15 protein-coding genes are annotated in these 15924 nt (G+C 65.0%); 11 read left to right on the forward strand and 4 right to left on the reverse strand.

Annotated elements, in window-relative coordinates; genetic code table 11:
* Nucleotides 1–3 precede the first annotated feature (3 nt).
* The 3 genes from ABXS05_RS01605 to ABXS05_RS01615 form a co-directional block, all read right to left on the reverse strand.
* Nucleotides 4–795 (reverse strand): dienelactone hydrolase family protein, encoded by a 792-nt coding sequence (locus tag ABXS05_RS01605; RefSeq protein WP_367622686.1) that lies wholly within the window; start codon nt 793–795, stop codon nt 4–6.
* Nucleotides 796–860: 65 nt separating this feature from the next.
* Nucleotides 861–1772 (reverse strand): agmatinase, encoded by a 912-nt coding sequence (locus tag ABXS05_RS01610; RefSeq protein WP_367622687.1) that lies wholly within the window; start codon nt 1770–1772, stop codon nt 861–863.
* Nucleotides 1773–1798: 26 nt separating this feature from the next.
* The gene (locus ABXS05_RS01615) at nt 1799–2278 is read right to left on the reverse strand and encodes an Lrp/AsnC family transcriptional regulator (RefSeq protein WP_367623418.1); all 480 of its coding nucleotides are present in this window, start codon (nt 2276–2278) and stop codon (nt 1799–1801) included.
* Nucleotides 2279–2342: 64 nt separating this feature from the next.
* Between ABXS05_RS01615 and ehuR the strand changes: the two genes are divergently transcribed.
* The 11 genes from ehuR (at nt 2343) to ABXS05_RS01670 (ending at nt 14609) form a co-directional block, all read left to right on the forward strand.
* Complete coding sequence (gene ehuR / locus ABXS05_RS01620; protein ID WP_311938345.1) at nt 2343–3803, forward strand: MocR-like ectoine utilization transcription factor EhuR; 1461 nt, start codon at nt 2343–2345, stop codon at nt 3801–3803.
* 86 nt (nt 3804–3889) lie between these two features.
* Nucleotides 3890–4870, forward strand: a complete 981-nt coding sequence (eutB, locus tag ABXS05_RS01625; RefSeq protein ID WP_311938346.1) for a hydroxyectoine utilization dehydratase EutB — start codon at nt 3890–3892, stop codon at nt 4868–4870.
* The gene (gene eutC, locus ABXS05_RS01630) at nt 4867–5859 is read left to right on the forward strand and encodes an ectoine utilization protein EutC (RefSeq protein ID WP_367622688.1); all 993 of its coding nucleotides are present in this window, start codon (nt 4867–4869) and stop codon (nt 5857–5859) included. The genes eutB and eutC overlap by 4 nt, the downstream gene beginning before the upstream one ends.
* A gap of 7 nt (nt 5860–5866) precedes the next feature.
* Nucleotides 5867–7045 carry an ectoine hydrolase DoeA gene (gene doeA, locus ABXS05_RS01635; protein WP_367623419.1) on the forward strand — a complete coding sequence of 393 codons (1179 nt, stop codon included), beginning with the start codon at nt 5867–5869 and terminating at the stop codon, nt 7043–7045.
* The gene (gene doeB / locus ABXS05_RS01640) at nt 7042–8058 is read left to right on the forward strand and encodes a N(2)-acetyl-L-2,4-diaminobutanoate deacetylase DoeB (RefSeq protein WP_311938348.1); all 1017 of its coding nucleotides are present in this window, start codon (nt 7042–7044) and stop codon (nt 8056–8058) included. The genes doeA and doeB overlap by 4 nt, the downstream gene beginning before the upstream one ends.
* 64 nt (nt 8059–8122) lie before the next feature.
* Nucleotides 8123–8974 (forward strand): ectoine/hydroxyectoine ABC transporter substrate-binding protein EhuB, encoded by an 852-nt coding sequence (gene ehuB / locus ABXS05_RS01645; protein WP_367623420.1) that lies wholly within the window; start codon nt 8123–8125, stop codon nt 8972–8974.
* A 326-nt stretch (nt 8975–9300) separates the two neighbouring features.
* Nucleotides 9301–9966, forward strand: a complete 666-nt coding sequence (gene ehuC, locus ABXS05_RS01650; RefSeq protein ID WP_311938349.1) for an ectoine/hydroxyectoine ABC transporter permease subunit EhuC — start codon at nt 9301–9303, stop codon at nt 9964–9966.
* Nucleotides 9963–10655, forward strand: coding sequence for an ectoine/hydroxyectoine ABC transporter permease subunit EhuD (gene ehuD, locus ABXS05_RS01655; RefSeq protein WP_311938350.1), 693 nt, complete (start codon nt 9963–9965; stop codon nt 10653–10655). The genes ehuC and ehuD overlap by 4 nt, the downstream gene beginning before the upstream one ends.
* Nucleotides 10652–11428, forward strand: a complete 777-nt coding sequence (gene ehuA / locus ABXS05_RS01660) for an ectoine/hydroxyectoine ABC transporter ATP-binding protein EhuA (RefSeq protein ID WP_149255168.1) — start codon at nt 10652–10654, stop codon at nt 11426–11428. The genes ehuD and ehuA overlap by 4 nt, the downstream gene beginning before the upstream one ends.
* 277 nt (nt 11429–11705) lie before the next feature.
* Nucleotides 11706–13196, forward strand: coding sequence for an NAD-dependent succinate-semialdehyde dehydrogenase (locus ABXS05_RS01665; protein WP_367622689.1), 1491 nt, complete (start codon nt 11706–11708; stop codon nt 13194–13196).
* A 30-nt stretch (nt 13197–13226) separates the two neighbouring features.
* A complete protein-coding gene (locus tag ABXS05_RS01670; RefSeq protein WP_311938353.1) occupies nt 13227–14609 on the forward strand; it encodes an aspartate aminotransferase family protein in 1383 nt (460 codons plus the stop codon).
* A 114-nt stretch (nt 14610–14723) separates the two neighbouring features.
* Here ABXS05_RS01670 and ABXS05_RS01675 read toward each other — a convergent pair whose 3' ends face one another.
* A complete protein-coding gene (locus ABXS05_RS01675; protein ID WP_367622690.1) occupies nt 14724–15809 on the reverse strand; it encodes a PLP-dependent cysteine synthase family protein in 1086 nt (361 codons plus the stop codon).
* Nucleotides 15810–15924 lie beyond the last annotated feature (115 nt).

The following is a 15924-nucleotide window of genomic DNA, read 5'->3' on the forward strand; positions in this document are numbered from 1 at the left end:
ACTTCAGTTCTTGGCAAAGCTCTCGGCCAGCCAGGAGCGCATCATCGCATAGGATCTCGCCGCAGCCTTGGCATCATAGCGGCAATTGCCGGTCTTGCCGGTGGCCTCGGTTTCCGTGAAGCAATGCACGGCGTGGCCGATCTCGACGAATTGCCAATCAGCCGGGCTGCCGCGCATCTCCTCGGTGAATTTGGGCACGTCCGGGATGGTGGCGGTATCGTCGGCCCCGTTGATGGCGAGTACGCGTGCCTTGATCGACTTGGCCAGGGCCGGATCGTCGGTGCCGAGGCCGCCATGGAAGGAGATCACGGCCTTGGCGTCCGAACCGCTGCGGGCCAGGTCGAGCACGGCGTTGCCGCCAAAGCAGAACCCGATCGCCGCCAGCCGCGACTGGTCGATCGGCGCGTTGGCGGTGTAGACCTTCAACTGCTCGAAGGCCTTGTCGATGCGCTGGCGCATCAAGGCGCGATTGCCATAGAGCGGCCCGATGGCAGCCTTGGCCTCATCGTCGTTCTTGGGGCGGACACCCTCGCCATACATGTCCGTTAGCAGGATGACGTAATCCTTGCCGGCGATCTTCTTGGCCTTTTCGACGGCGGTGTCGCCCACGCCATACCAGTTGGGCACCATGACCAGGCCGGGGCGCTTTGCCTTGGCGGCATCGTCATAGATCAGCAGGCTCTTGAAGGTCGTGCCGTCCAAGGTCCAGTCGACCGGCTTGACCACCATCTTGGCAAAGGCGGGCGTGACAGCGAAAAGCGCGAGCAAAGGCAGGATGAGGCGGGCGAGGCGCATGGGATTTCCTCTCGACGGCGGATGAAACCTGGTCAGGCCCTCATGCTACCAGACAAAAGCAGCTTTCAAACCTGACGAGCGATGGTACCGATCACATTGACGAGAAGCCGTGCGGCTGTCAGCGCCGAAAGGCCGCTTTCATCGGCGGGAGGATAGAGCTCGACGAGATCGAAGCCCGCGATCCTCGCCCGCTTGCCGAGGCCCGCGATCAGGTCGATCACCTGGGTATAGCTGAGGCCGCCCGGCGTGCGGGCTGCCACGCCGGGCAGGACGCCGGGGTCGAGGCCATCGCAATCGAGGGTGACGACGACCTGCGCTCCAGCAGGAATGTGCCGAAGCGCCGCCTCGATACCCCCGGCGTGGATCTCGCGGGCAGTCACCAGATGGCTGCCATAGGTTCGGGCCGCCTCGATTTCCGCCAGGCGCGCGCTGCCGACGCCGCGCATGCCGACCTGCACGATGCCGGCCACATGCGCCATTTCGCTCGCGCGGCGCATCGGGCTGGAATAGCCCTGGCGCTCGCCATGCAATTCGTCGCGCCAGTCGATATGGGCATCGATCTGCAGGATCCAGACGGGGCCATGATCGGCAAAGCCGGCAAGGAAGGGAATGGGGACGGAATCATCGCCGCCGAGCAGGAGGGGGACGGCGCCCGCCGCCAGGATCTCGCGCGTCTTCGCCTCGATCCCATGCCGATTCCCGGCATTGTCACGCATGACGGTCTCGATGTCGCCGATGTCGATGCAGGAAGCAGGCCTGCCGTCGAAGAGCGGACCGCCGAGGTCGAAATCCCAATGCTCGACCAGGCCGGCATCCTCCTGGCTGGCGGCACGGATGGCATTCGGTGCCAGGGCGTAGGGGCTGCTGTCCTTGGCGGGATAGGTGCTGCCATGACCGGCCCCGAAGATCACCATGCGAGGCTTGCTGTCGCCGGCAAGGCGGGTGGGAAAATCCAGAAAGGTGGGCAGGGCGGTCATGGGGATTCAATCCTGTCGGCGACAACTCAGGAGACGGAGGCCTCGACGATTTCGAGCGGGAACCCGGTCTGCTTGATGGTCTTGGTGACGATATAGGTGAAATAGCGGTCGATGCCGATCTCGGCCTCGAGCAGGCCGTCCATCAGCCGCTGGTAGGAATCGATGTCGGTGGTCACCACGCGCAGCAGATAATCGATGCCGCCTCCCACGGCGTCGCAGGCGACGATGGCCGGCTCACGCATGATGGCGGCTTCGAAGCGCTGGAAATCCGCCTGGCGGTGGCTCTTGAGGGTGATCTCCACCAGGACCGTGGCAAAGCGCCCCAAGCGGGCGGCGTCGATGACGGCGCCATAGCGGGCGATCGCACCGGCCTTTTCCAGGCGGCGCAGCCGCTCCCAGCATGCAGCGGCCGACAGGCCGGCCTCGGTGGCGAGGTTCAGCTTGGTGATGCGGCCATCGCGCTGCAGGGCAGCGAGGATCTTCAAATCGATCTTGTCGAGTTTCAACATGGCGCCGACGAATGGATTGGTATAATACGGATAGGCTTCGGTATTGTATCAGGACAATTACATGCCACTCTCCAATTCTGATCGTTTCGGGCGATTTGTCGAATCGCGGGCGCCTCTCGCGGCGGCGGCAGAATGGCGGCCAGTCCTACCGCGCCGCAAGGGCGTGACCAAGCACAAGCTCCTGACCGACCTGATCATCGCCGATGTCGAGGCCGAGATCCTGAAGCCCGGCACGCGCATGCCGACCCATCGCGACCTCGCCCACGCCCTCAAGGTTTCGGTGCAGACGGTCAGCATCAGCTACAAGGAAGCGGAAAGGCGGGGGTTCCTGCGCGGCGAAGTCGGGCGGGGCACCTTCGTGCGCGACCGGGTGACCGAGCGCGCCGAGCGTTTCATGCTCGACCGCTCCCCCGGCCAGACGGCCGACCTGTCCATCATCCGCGCCGTCTATACCGAAGCGCATGAGCGCGCCTCGCGGCAGGCGATGGCGCGCCTGGGCGACGGCGACAACAGCGCCTTCATGCGCCCTTGCCGCCCGATCGCCGGCCTCGACCGGCACCGGACGGCCGCCAGATCCTGGCTGCGCGGGCTCGGCGTTGAGGCGGAGGCCGAGCGCGTCCTGATCACCAATGGCGCAGCCCATGGCCTCTTCCTGGCCGTGGCCTCGGTGGTCCATCCCGGCGACCTGGTGTTGACCGAGAACCTGACGGATCACGGCATCATCGGCCTGGCCTCGTTGCTGGGCTTCACCCTGCGCGGCTTGCCGACGGACACGCAAGGCATCCTGCCCGAAGCGTTTGAAGCCGCCTGTGCGGCCGGGGGCGTCAAGGCGCTCGTCCTCATTCCCTCGCTCGGAAACCCGACCAGCCACGTCGCCGGCGCCGAACGCCGGCGGGAGATTGCCGACATCGCTGCCCGGTATGGCATCTTCGTGATCGAGGACGAGGTCTACAAACCCCTGCTCGACGAGCCCTTGCCTTCGATCGCCCAGATGCTGCCCGAACTCGGATTCTTCGCCACCTCGATGACCAAGTCGGTGATGACGGGTTTGCGCGTCGGCTATCTCGTGGTGCCGCCGGCCTATTCGATCCGCGTCGGCAGCATCATGCGGGTCACGAGCTGGAGCGCCACCAACCTGCCGGCGGAGATCGCCTCGCTGTGGATCGAGGACGGCACGGCGCAGGCCCTCGTCGACCTGCAGCGCCAGGAAGCGCGCGCCCGCCAGGCCATCGTCGCGCAGGTGCTCGGCGACATCGTCGCGTCCAGCCATCCCCTGTCGCTCTGCGCCTGGCTGAAAGTGCCGCCACGCTGGACGGAGGAGGGGCTGGTGCGCGCACTTGCCCAGCGCGCCATCGCGGTGACGCCCTCCGATCCCTTCGTAGCCGGAGAAGTCCGCCCGGGGGGAATCCGCATCTGCCTGGGCGGACGGCTGTCGCATGCCGCCCTGGCGGAGACGCTCGCATCGGTGCGCGCCACCTTCGAGCAGTTGCCGCCGGTGTTCGACGCCCGTCTCATCGCATGACCGTGCTCTGTATCATTACAATATAATAATTGACATGATTTTTGTATCGTAACACCATCCCTCCCAAGCCAGGAGGGATGGGTTCGATGCCGGTCGCGGTCACCATCGACGAGATCAGGGCCGCCCATGCGCGGATCGCAGGGCACGTGGTCCGAACGCCGCTGCGTCCAGCACTCTCCCTGTCGCGGGATGGTTCGCCGGTTCATCTCAAGCTGGAGACGCGCCAGACCACCGGCTCGTTCAAGCTGCGCGGCGCCACCAATGCCGTTCTGTCACTGGATGCATCGGCCCAAGGGGGCGCCGCGGGGGTCGTCACCGCCTCGACGGGAAACCACGGCCGCGCGGTCGCGCACGCCGCCAAGGCCCGCGGCATCCGGGCGGTGGTCTGCATGTCGCAACTGGTTCCGGCAAACAAGGTCGAGGCCGTCCGCGCGCTCGGCGCCGAGGTGCGCATCGTCGGCTGCTCCCAGGATGACGCGCAGAACGAGGTCGACCGGCTGGTGGCCGAGGGAGGCCTTGCCGAAATCCCGCCTTTCGACCACCCAGCCGTGATCGCCGGGCAGGGAACGATCGGGCTCGAAATCATCGCCGACCTCCCGGACGTCGAACTCGTGCTGGTGCCACTCTCCGGCGGCGGACTGGCAGGCGGGATCGCAGCAGCCGTCAAGGCGCTCCGCCCCCAGGCCAAGGTCGTCGGCATCTCGATGGCCCGGGGCGCTGCCATGCATGCCAGCCTGTTGGCCGGCAAGCCGGTCGAGGTCGAGGAATTGCCGACGCTGGCAGATTCGCTCGGCGGCGGTATCGGCCTCGCCAATCGCTACAGCTTCGCCCTGTGCCGCGACTTCCTCGACGAGGTCATCCTGCTGAGCGAGGAGGAAGTGGCGGCCGGGATCCGGCATGCCTTCAGAGCAGAGGACGAAATCGTCGAAGGCGCCGCAGGCGTCGGCATCGCCGCCTTGCTGGCCGGCAAGCTCAGGCCGTCGGGACCGACGGCGATCGTGGTGTCCGGCCGCAACATCGATCCGGAGCTGCATCGCCGCATCGTGGAAGAGGGAGTGGCGGCATGATCGTGCTGACAGAAGCCGAATTGCGCCGTTGCGTGGCGCTCGACGCAGATGCCGTCGATTGTGTCGAGCAAGCCTTCCTGGCCCTCGCAACCGAAGCGGTGGCCATGCCGCCGATCCTCCGGCTCGACATTCCCGAGCATCGCGGCGAGGTGGACGTCAAGACCGCCTATATTCCCGGTGTCGAGGGCTTCGCCATCAAGATCAGCCCGGGCTTCTTCGACAATCCCAAGCTCGGCCTGCCCAGCCTCAACGGCCTGATGGTGCTGCTGAGCAGCCGGACGGGCCTGGTCGAAGCCCTGCTGCTCGACAATGGCTATCTCACGCAGATCCGCACCGCCGCAGCGGGCGCCGTCGCCGCCCGCCACCTGGCCCGGGCCGATGCACGCATCGCTGCCATCATCGGCGGCGGCGAACAGGCCCGTCTGCAGCTCGAGGCCTTGCGCTTGGTCCGCCCGATCGACCGGGCCCGGCTCTGGGCTCGTGATGCCGCCAAGGCCGTGACGACGGCAGAGGACCTGTCGCAACGCCTGGGCATTCCGGTCGCGCCGGCCGCCAGCGTCGAGGCGGCCTGCGCCGGGGCCGACATCATCGTCACCACCACGCCGGCCGAACGCCCGGTTCTCAAAGCCGAATGGTTGGCACCCGGGCAGCATGTCACGGCAATGGGCTCGGATTCCGAGCACAAGAACGAAGTGGATCCGGCCGTGTTCGGCAAGACGGTCTATGTCGCCGACAGCCTTGCCCAGACAAGGCGGCTCGGCGAACTCGCCCACGCCATCAAGGCGGGAACCGCAGCGGCCGATGCGGTGTTTGCCGAACTGGGACAGGTGATCGCCGGCAAGGCCGAGGGGCGCCGGAGCGATGCCGACATCACCCTTTGCGACCTGACCGGCACCGGCGTGCAGGATACCGCCATCGCCACGCTCGCTTTTCGCCGGGCCGCCGCCACCGGGGCGGGCCAGACTTTCGAGACAATCAAGGGAAAGTGACGCAATGATTGCGCCCACGCTCAATTTCAGCCGCGAGGAATATGCCGAGCGCCTGGCCAAGACGCGAGCCGCCATGTCCAAGGCGGGCATCGATCTGCTCGTCGTCACCGACCCCTCGAACATGCACTGGCTCACCGGCTATGATGGCTGGTCCTTCTATGTCCATCAATGCGTTCTCGTCGCGGGCGAGGGAGAACCGGTCTGGTTCGGCCGGGGACAGGATGCCAACGGTGCCAAGCGCACCGCCTGGCTCGCTCACGACAACATCGTCGGCTACCCCGATCACTATGTGCAGTCTACCGAACGCCATCCGATGGATTACCTCTCGGGCATCATCGAGCAGCGCGGCTGGGCCAAGGGCACGATCGGCGTCGAGATGGACAATTACTGGTTCAGCGCTGCGGCCTATGCCTCGCTGGTCCGGCATCTGCCCAATGCCCGCTTCAAGGACTGCCTGTCGCTGGTCAACTGGCAGCGGGCGATCAAGAGCCCGACCGAGATCGACTATATGCGCAAGGCAGGCCGCATCGTCGAGGCGATGCACCGGCGCATCCTCGACAAGGTCGAGCCCGGCATGCGCAAGAGCGATCTCGTCGCCGAGATCTACGATGCCGCCATTCGGGGCGTCGACGGCTTTGGTGGCGACTATGCCGCCATCGTGCCGTTGCTGCCGTCGGGCGAGGAGGCCTCCGCCCCGCATCTGACCTGGAACGACCTGCCGATGAAAACCGGGGAGGGCACGTTCTTCGAGATCGCCGGCTGTTACAGGCGCTATCATTGTCCCCTGTCGCGCACCGTCTTCCTCGGCAAGCCGACCCAAGCCTTCGTCGACGCCGAGAAGGCCACAGTGGAAGGAATGGAGGCCGGCCTCGCGGCGGCCAGGCCCGGCAACACCTGCGAGGACATCGCCAACGCCTTCTTCGCCGTGCTGAAGAAGTACGGCATCGTCAAGGACAACCGCACCGGCTATCCGATCGGCCTGAGCTATCCGCCGGACTGGGGCGAGCGCACCATGAGCCTGCGGCCGGGCGATCGCACCGAGCTGCGGCCCGGCATGACCTTCCATTTCATGACAGGCCTCTGGCTTGAAAACATGGGCCTAGAGATCACCGAGAGCATCCTGATCACCGAAAACGGCGTGGATTGCCTCGCCAATGTGCCGCGCCAACTCTTCGTGAAAGCATGAACGCCGCTCCGAACCCGCGCCCGTCGCCGATCAGCGCCAGCGTCGATTTCGACGCCGACGGCATTCAGCACGGCCATCTGCGCCTGCCCTGGAGCCGGGATGACTCCGCCTGGGGATCGGTGATGATCCCCGTCACCGTGGTGAAGCAGGGCGAGGGGCCGACGGCCCTGTTGACCGGCGCCAATCACGGCGACGAATATGAAGGGCCGATCGCCCTGTTCGACCTCGCCCGCACGCTGCGGGCGGAGGCGGTGAGCGGGCGCGTCATCATCGTGCCTGCCTTGAACTACCCCGCCTTTCGGGCCGCCAGGCGCACCTCGCCGATCGACAAGGGCAATCTCAACCGCAGCTTTCCCGGGCGCCCCGACGGCAGCGTCACCGAGAAGATCGCCGACTATGTCACGCGCTGCCTGCTGCCTCTGGCCGACATCGTACTCGACTTTCATTCGGGCGGGCGGACGCTCGATTTCCTTCCCTATGCCGCGGCCCATGAACTGCCTGACAAGGTGCAGGAAGATCGCTGCTTTGCCGCCGTGGCGGCTTTCTCGGCACCCTGGTCGATGCGCATGATCGAGATCGACGCCGTCGGCATGTTCGACACCATCGCCGAGGCGGCGGGCAAGGTCTTCGTCACCACCGAGCTTGGCGGCGGCGGCACCGCGACGGCACGCTCGGCCGGCATCGCCAAGCGCGGGGTCGCCAATCTGCTCAAACATGCCGGCATCCTGGCCGGGCAGCCCGAGATCGGCGAGACACGCTGGCTCGACATGCCCTCGTCGGATTGTTTCGGCTTCAGCCCGGAAGAGGGACTGGTCGAGTTCCTCAAGGATCTCGGCGAACCCGTCGCCAGGAACGAAGTTATCGCCCGTATATATCCAATCGGCCGTACCGGTTCCTCGCCCTATGAACATCGGGCAGCACTGGATGGCCTGCTGGCGGCCCGCCATTTCCCCGGCCTGATCAAGGCCGGCGACTGCCTCTCGGTGATCGCAACCATCGAGGACCACGCCTGACAATCGACAAGGACCTGCCGGAACCAACCGGGCAGGCAATCACACCAGACAGGAGAATGAGATGATGAAACTGCCCCGACTCGCCGGCCTCGCCGGATTGGCTCTCGCCATGAGCGTGGCCAGCGTCCAGGCCACCACCCTCGAAGAGGTCAAGAGCAACGGCTTCGTTCGCGCCGTTACGGCCAACGAGGTTCCCTACGGCTTCACCAAGGAAGACGGCACGGCCGCCGGCATCGGTCCGGAAGTGGCCATTGCCGTCCTGAAGAAGATGGGCGTCAGCGAGATCGCCTGGACGGTCGCGCCCTTCGGCACCCTGATCCCCGGCCTCAAGGCACGGCGCTATGATTTCGTGGCAGCCGAGCAGAACATCTCCCCCGATCGCTGCAAGCAGGTCGCCTTCACCGAACCCAATTCCAGCTATGGCGAAGGCCTGCTGGTCAAGGCCGGCAATCCCAAGAAGCTGACCACCTATGCCGACATCGCCAAGGATCCTTCGCTGAAGGTCGCGGTGGTGTCGGGCGCCAACAATATCGACTTCCTTCGTGCCGTCGGGGTCAAGGACAGCCAGGTCGTCTTCATCCAGGCCAATGCCGATGCCATCGCCACCGTGAAGAGCCGGGCCGATGCCTATGCGGCCACCGAGCTGACGGTCGCCAGCCTCGCCAAGGGGCAGACGGAGGTGGAACAGGTCAAGCCCTTCACCGACCCGGTCGTCAACGGCAAGCCGGTGCGCAACTATGGCGGCTTTGCCTTCCGCCCGGAGGACAAGGATCTGCGCGAGGCTTACAACGCCGCGCTCGTGGAGTTCCGCAAGAGCGACGAATACAAGGCGATCCTCACCAATTACGGGCTGAGCGAGGCCAGCATCAAGGCCGCGGCCGAGAAGAAGGTCGCGGATCTCTGCGCGGGTAAATGACGACTGAACCGTCCAGCCCATCTCCGAGAGTTCGCTAATACACGTAGAACGATCGCCAAATGAGGTGCGTAATCCTTCCCCGGTTTCGAGGAAGGTGTCGCTGCACAGCAGCGACGGAAGGGGGAGAGTGGCACTGAGAGGGCCATAGACCCGTAAGGCCGCACCACCCACCCCATCCGGCCCGGCTTTGCCGGTCCACCTTCCCCGAAGTCGGGGAAGGATTCTCGTGCTCTATCTTGAGAGCTGAGCCTTCGCGCGCACGCTGGCCCGTGGAGGCAATGGCAAGGCCCATGAGTCCGGGCGTACAAAACCGACGAGGGAGCCTCATGCACTGGATCTCCTATCTGCCTGCCCTGGGCCGGGGTGCGCTGATCACCGCCGAGATTACCCTGGCCTCGCTGGCGATCGGCGCCTTCCTGGCCTTCCTGGCCGGGATCGTCAGGGTCGAGGGCGGCCGCATCCTGTCCATCATCGCGCTTTGCTATACCGAGCTGTTCCGCGGCACCTCGCTCTTGGTGCAGTTGTTCTGGTTCTATTACGCCCTGCCTCTCGTCGGTTTTTCCTTCTCCCCGGTGTCCACGGGCATTCTCGTGCTCTCGATGCATGTCGGCGCCTATGGCTCGGAAATCGTGCGGGCCGGCCTCAAATCGGTGCCGCAACAGCAGCATGAGGCAGCGCGGGCCCTGAATTTCGGTCCGGTGCACAAATTGCTGCACATCACGCTGCCCCAGGCCATCGTCGAGATGATGCCGGCCTTCGGCAACCTCGCCATCGAGACGCTGAAGCTCTCCTCGCTGGTCTCCTTCATCTCGATCGCGGACATGACCTTCCGCGCCCAGACCCTGCGCAACCTGACCCAGGACAGCACGACGATCTACACCCTCACTCTCGTCGGCTACTTCCTGATGTCGCTGGTAATCATGGTTGCCATGCGCTTCCTGGAACGCCTGGTGCGCCGCGGCGGCGCCTTTCCGAAGGCGGTGCACTCATGATGTACGGTTTCGAATGGGATCCCTCGACGCCGCTGACCTATGCGCAGTCGATCCTGCCGATCCTGCTCATCGGCCTCACCGTGACCCTGCAGGCCGCAGCCGCAGGCTTTGCCATCGCGCTGGTGCTCGGCCTCGTCTTCGCCCTGATGCGGCGCAGCCGCTTTGCCGTGGTGAGCTGGGGGACCGCTTTTGTCGTCGAGTTCCTGCGCGATACGCCCCTCCTGGTGCAGCTCTTCTTCCTCTATTACGTCCTGCCCGACTACGGCATCGCCTTGCCGGCCTTCCTGACGGGCGCCATCGCGCTCGGCCTGCAATATTCGGCCTATACGTCGGAGGTCTATCGCGGCGGCATCGAAGCGGTGCCGAGGGGCCAGTGGGAGGCCGCCACCGCCCTCAACATGTCGCGCTGGCAGCTCTACCGGAACGTGATCATCCCCCAGATGGTGCCGCGCATCCTGCCCACCATGGGCAATTACCTGATCGCCATGCTGAAGGAAACGCCGGTGCTCTCGGTGGTGACCGTGCTGGAAATGCTCGGCCTCGCCAACATGATCGGCGAGAATACCTTCGAATATCTGGTGCCGCTGAGCATGGTCGGCATCCTCTTCCTCATCCTTACCCTGGTCTGTTCCGCCGGCGTCCATCGGCTGGAAAGGGCCTTGCCGAAAGCAGGGATACCGATGCGATGACCGCAAATGCCCAATCCGACATCATCCGCTTTTCCAATGTCAGCAAGCGCTTCGGCACGCTGACGGTCCTGCAGGATTTCGACTTCACCGTCGCGCCGGGCGAGAAGGTCTCGCTGATCGGCCCCTCGGGATCGGGCAAGACCACGGTGCTGCGCATCCTGATGACGCTTGAGCCCTTTCAGGACGGCACGCTGGAGCTTGGCGGCATCGGCTATCACGAGCCCGGCGGCCACGGCCCCTTCAAGGCCAGCGAGCGGCATCTGCGCCAGATCCGCACGCAGGTCGGCATGGTGTTCCAGAGCTTCAACCTGTTCCCGCATATGACCGTGCTGCGCAATGTGGTGGAGGCGCCCATCGCCGTGCTAGGCCTGAAGCGGGAGGAAGCGGAATGCCGGGCCCTCGATCTGCTCGGCATGGTCGGCATGGCGGACAAGAAGGATCATTTCCCCAGCCAGCTTTCCGGTGGCCAGCAGCAACGCGTGGCCATCGCCCGGGCCCTTGCCATGCGCCCCCGCGTCCTGCTGTTCGACGAGCCGACATCGGCCCTCGATCCCCAGCTCGTCGGCGAGGTCCTCGGCGTGATCCGTTCGCTGGCCAGCGAGCACGATCTCACCATGCTGCTGGTGACCCACGAAATGCGCTTTGCGCGCGAGGTTTCCGATCGCGTCTGCTTCTTCGACAAGGGACGCATCGTCGAGCAGGGCGAGCCCGAGCGCATCTTTTCCAATCCCGAACAGGCGCGGACGCGCGAGTTCCTGCAGTCGGTGTTGTGAGCGGTTTTCGCCTAAGGCGTTTCCTACGTCATTGCGAGCGAAGCGAAGCAATCCAGGCGGGAGGAGGGCATCGTGTTTTGGGCTCCTGGATTGCTTCGCTTCGCTCGCAATGACGATGGCAGATCGATTGAACGAAACGCCCCTGACCAATGCCGACGATCTATCGGCGCGCGCCGGCAAATACCGAGGCTTTGACGGTGAGGGAGGGGGCGAAGCGAGACATTCTCACGGCGGCTCGGGCTAGCCTTGCAGACATGACGCCACCGGAGTTTCTTCGATGATCGCCACCGCTCTGAAACAAATCGGCCATCCTGCGCTCGGCCGGCTGAACGACCGACGACTACTGAGGGAACTCGCCTATATCGACGGCCGCTGGGTCGGGGGACGGCAAGCCGCGAGCTTCGAGCTGAAGGATCCCGGGTCGGGTGCCATTCTTGCCCATATCGCCAGCCTGGGGGCTGAAGAGACGGGCAGGGCTGTTGATGCCGCCGCCCGAGCCTTCCCGGCCTGGAAGGCCTTGCCACCTCAGGAACGAGCCGCCCGCCTGCGCGCCTGGCACCAGCTCATCCTCGCCGCCCGTGAGGACCTGGCTTTGCTGATGACGCTGGAGCAGGGCAAGCCCCTGGCCGAAAGCCGCGGCGAGATCGACTATGGCGCTTCCTTCGTCGAATGGTATGCGGAAGAAGCCAAGCGCGTGAATGCCGAGAGCGTGACCAGCCACCTTCCCGGGGCGCATATGCAGGTTTCCCGCGAGCCGCTCGGCGTGGCGGCCCTCATGACGCCCTGGAACTTTCCCTCGGCCATGGTGACGCGCAAGGCCGCGGCGGCCTTGGCGGCCGGCTGCACGGTCGTGCTCCATCCCTCCTCCTATACGCCGCTCTCCGCACTGGCGCTCGCCGAGCTCGCCGAACGGGCCGGCTTGCCCGCAGGCGTCTTCAACGTCGTCACCGGCGAGGCAGCTCCGATCGCCAGGCGCCTGTGCGAGGATACCCGCGTGCGGGTGGTGAGCTTCACAGGCTCGACCGAAATCGGGCGCCTGATCGCGGCGCAATGTGCGCCCAGCGTCAAGCGCCTGGTGATGGAACTCGGCGGCAATGCGCCTCTCATCGTCTTCGGTGACGCCGATCTGGATCGTGCAGTCAAAATTGCCGTCGATGCGAAATTCGCGACCTCCGGCCAGGATTGCCTGGCGGCCAATCGCATCTTCGTGCAGCGCTCGCTCTATCCGGCCTTCTGCGAGGCGTTCAGCCACCGCGTCGCCGCGCTCAAGCTCGGGCATGGCCTCGAAGAGGAAACCGACATAGGTCCGCTCATGCATGAACGGGCCGTCGCCCGCACCAAAGAGCGCATTGCCGATGCCTTGCAGCGAGGTGCTCGCAAGTTGACGGGTGGTGACATTGAGGCCGGATCACTCTTCGTGTCACCGACCGTCCTCGCCGACGTCCCCGATGACGCCCTGATCATGCGCGAAGAGGTCTTTGCGCCGGTTGCCAGCATCACGCCCTTCGACGACGAGGACGAAGTGGTGGCGCGCGCCAATGCCACGGAGTACGGCCTCGTCGCCTATGTCGTTACCGAAAATGCCGGCCGGGCGCTGCGCCTCAGCCGCGTGCTGGAATACGGCATGGTGGCCGTCAACCGCGTGAAACTGACCGGTGCGCCCATCCCCTTCGGCGGCGTCAAGCAGTCCGGCATGGGGCGCGAAGGCTCACGCCATGGCCTCGAAGCTTTCACCGATCTCAAATATACCTGTCTCGACCTCGCCTGACTGTTTCGACCTCGCCTGAAAGGAGCCGACATGCTCGACCGCGCCGTTTCCGACAATGAACTCACCGCCTGGGATCGCGATCACTTCTTCCATCCCTCGACCCATATGGCCCAGCATGCCCGCGGCGAAACGCCGAACCGCATCATCACCGGTGCCGAGGGGGTCTACATCACCGATCGCAACGGCAAGAGCAGCCTCGACGCCTTTGCCGGTCTTTATTGCGTCAATGTCGGCTACGGCCGCACCAAGATCGCCGAGGCGATCGCCGAGCAGGCGGCGCAACTGCCCTATTACCATGCCTATGTCGGCCATGGCTCCCAACCCTCGATCACCCTGGCCAAGATGATCATCGACCGGGCACCCAAAGGCATGAGCCGGGTCTTCTTCGGCCTGTCGGGCTCGGATGCCAACGAGACCAACATCAAGCTGGTCTGGTACATCAACAATGTACTGGGCCGCCCCGAGAAGAAGAAGATCATCTCGCGCTGGCGCGGTTATCACGGCTCGGGTTTGATGTCGGGCAGCCTGACCGGCCTGGCCGCCTTCCACAATCTGTTCGACCTGCCCAAGCCGCCGATCCTGCACACGGAAGCGCCGTATTATTTCCGCCGGGAGGACCGTTCGCAGAGCGAGGAGCAATTCGCCGATCATTGCGCCGCCAAGCTCGAGGAACTGATCCTCGCCGAGGGGCCGGATACGATTGCCGCTTTCATCGGCGAACCGGTGCTCGGCACCGGCGGCATCGTGCCGCCACCGCGCACCTATTGGGAGAAGATCCAGGCCGTCCTCACCAAATACGACATCCTCCTGATCGCTGACGAGGTCATCACCGGCTTCGGCCGGCTCGGCTCGATGTTCGGCTCGGATCATTACGGCATCAAGCCCGACCTGATCACCATCGCCAAGGGGCTGACGTCGGCCTATGCACCTCTTTCCGGCGTGATTGTGTCGGAGAAGGTCTGGCGCATCCTCGAAAAGGGCTCGGACGAGTTCGGCCCGATCGGCCATGGCTGGACCTATTCTTCCCACCCGCTCTGCGCTGCGGCGGGCGTCGCCAATCTCGAACTCGTCGACGAGCTCGACCTGGTCGCCAATGCCGGCAGCGTCGGCGCCTATTTCAAGCAGGCTCTCACCGACGCGCTTGGCGCGCATGCCCATGTCGGCGAGATCCGGGGTGAGGGGTTGATGGCGGCCGTCGAATTGGTCAGGGATCGCGACGACCGCGTCTTCTTCGACGTGTCCGAGAAGGTCGGCCCCCGCGTGGTCGCTGCCATGCTGGAGAACGGCGTGATCGGCCGCGCCATGCCGCAGGGCGACATCATGGGCTTTGCGCCGCCGCTCTGCCTCACGCGCGAGGAGGCCGACGTCGTGGTGTCGGCGGCGGCCAAGGCCGTGAAGTCGGTGCTGGGCTGAACACGCCTGAAACCGGAGGACGTTTCCTGGGACCGCAGGCGTCTCGCCTGCATCCTGGAAACGTCGCACTTGTGGGGGAGGGAGATGCAGGCTGGAAGCCTGCGATCCCAGGGATCATTCCGGGAACTGATAGCCCGGCGTCGACTTCGACAGCGCGATCTCCTCGGCATCCATTTCTGCCTCGATGCCATCGAACAAGGGCGTCGTCATATAGCGCTCGCCCGTATCGGGCAGCATGCAGAGGATGACGGAGCCGGCGGGCGCCTTCTCGGCAATCTGGCGGGCGACGCCGAAAGTGGCGCCGGCGGAAATGCCGACAAAGATGCCTTCCTTCTGGGCCAGGGCCTTGGCCCATTTCACGCCTTCGGCACCGGCAATCGGAACGAGCTCGTCATAGAGCTTGTTGTCGATCCCTTCCTGCAGCACCTTGGGGATGAAGTCCGGCGTCCAGCCCTGGATCGGATGCGGCTCGAATGCAGGATGGCCAACGGCCGGCGAACCATCGGCATCGCGTTCCTGCTTCTGGCCGCTGCCGACCAATTGGGCATTGGCGGGTTCGCACAGCACGATACGGGTATCGGGGCGTTCCCGGCGCAGCACGCGCCCGACGCCAACGGCGGTGCCGCCGGTGCCATAGCCGGTGACGAAGACGTCGAGCCGCTTGCCGGCGAAATCATTGATGATCTCGCGTGCCGTGGTCGCCTCATGGATGGCGGCATTGGCCTCGGTCTCGAACTGATGGGCCAGGAACCAGCCATTGGCCTCGGCCAGTTCCACCGCCTTGCGATACATGCCGAAGCCCTTCTGGGCGCGCGGCGTCAGCACCACCTTGGCCCCGAGCATGCGCATGAGCTTGCGGCGTTCGATCGAGAAGCTGTCCGCCATGGTGACGACCAGCGGGTAGCCCTTCTGCGCGCAGACCATGGCAAGGCCGATGCCGGTATTGCCGCTGGTCGCCTCGACCACGGTCATGCCCGGCTTGAGCGCGCCGGTGCGTTCGCCATGCTCGATGATGCTCAGCGCCAGCCTGTCCTTCACCGAAGCGGCCGGGTTGAAGAACTCCGCCTTGACGTAGATCGTGGCATGATCAGGGGCGATGTTGTTGATCTTGATGACGGGTGTGTCGCCCACCGTCTCCAGGATGCTGTCGAAAAGGCGGCCGCGGCCGGATGTCGTTCTGGACTGGGACTGTTGGGTCATCTCACCTGCTCCTTGGCTTTCGGTTCGTCGCTTTTTGCAACCGCGTGATAGCATCGAGGCGTGAGCCGCTCGTGAAGAGGTCGAGAAAGCTCCGGAAAAGTGCTGATGTTTTCTC

The sequence above is a fragment of the Labrys neptuniae genome, from assembly GCF_040797145.1.
Classification (GTDB): domain Bacteria; phylum Pseudomonadota; class Alphaproteobacteria; order Rhizobiales; family Labraceae; genus Labrys; species Labrys neptuniae.

What these genes read in the sequence shown, in the direction of transcription:
- ABXS05_RS01605 (WP_367622686.1), bottom strand. Translation starts at nt 795, where the DNA reads ATGCGCCTCGCCCGCCTCATCCTGCCTTTGCTCGCGCTTTTCGCTGTC.
- doeB (WP_311938348.1), top strand. Translation starts at nt 7,042, where the DNA reads ATGAACGCCGCTCCGAACCCGCGCCCGTCGCCGATCAGCGCCAGCGTC.
- eutB (WP_311938346.1), top strand. Translation starts at nt 3,890, where the DNA reads ATGCCGGTCGCGGTCACCATCGACGAGATCAGGGCCGCCCATGCGCGG.
- ehuB (WP_367623420.1), top strand. Translation starts at nt 8,123, where the DNA reads ATGAAACTGCCCCGACTCGCCGGCCTCGCCGGATTGGCTCTCGCCATG.
- ehuA (WP_149255168.1), top strand. Translation starts at nt 10,652, where the DNA reads ATGACCGCAAATGCCCAATCCGACATCATCCGCTTTTCCAATGTCAGC.
- ABXS05_RS01670 (WP_311938353.1), top strand. Translation starts at nt 13,227, where the DNA reads ATGCTCGACCGCGCCGTTTCCGACAATGAACTCACCGCCTGGGATCGC.
- ehuC (WP_311938349.1), top strand. Translation starts at nt 9,301, where the DNA reads ATGCACTGGATCTCCTATCTGCCTGCCCTGGGCCGGGGTGCGCTGATC.
- ehuD (WP_311938350.1), top strand. Translation starts at nt 9,963, where the DNA reads ATGATGTACGGTTTCGAATGGGATCCCTCGACGCCGCTGACCTATGCG.
- ABXS05_RS01675 (WP_367622690.1), bottom strand. Translation starts at nt 15,809, where the DNA reads ATGACCCAACAGTCCCAGTCCAGAACGACATCCGGCCGCGGCCGCCTT.
- ABXS05_RS01665 (WP_367622689.1), top strand. Translation starts at nt 11,706, where the DNA reads ATGATCGCCACCGCTCTGAAACAAATCGGCCATCCTGCGCTCGGCCGG.
- ABXS05_RS01610 (WP_367622687.1), bottom strand. Translation starts at nt 1,772, where the DNA reads ATGACCGCCCTGCCCACCTTTCTGGATTTTCCCACCCGCCTTGCCGGC.
- ehuR (WP_311938345.1), top strand. Translation starts at nt 2,343, where the DNA reads ATGCCACTCTCCAATTCTGATCGTTTCGGGCGATTTGTCGAATCGCGG.
- eutC (WP_367622688.1), top strand. Translation starts at nt 4,867, where the DNA reads ATGATCGTGCTGACAGAAGCCGAATTGCGCCGTTGCGTGGCGCTCGAC.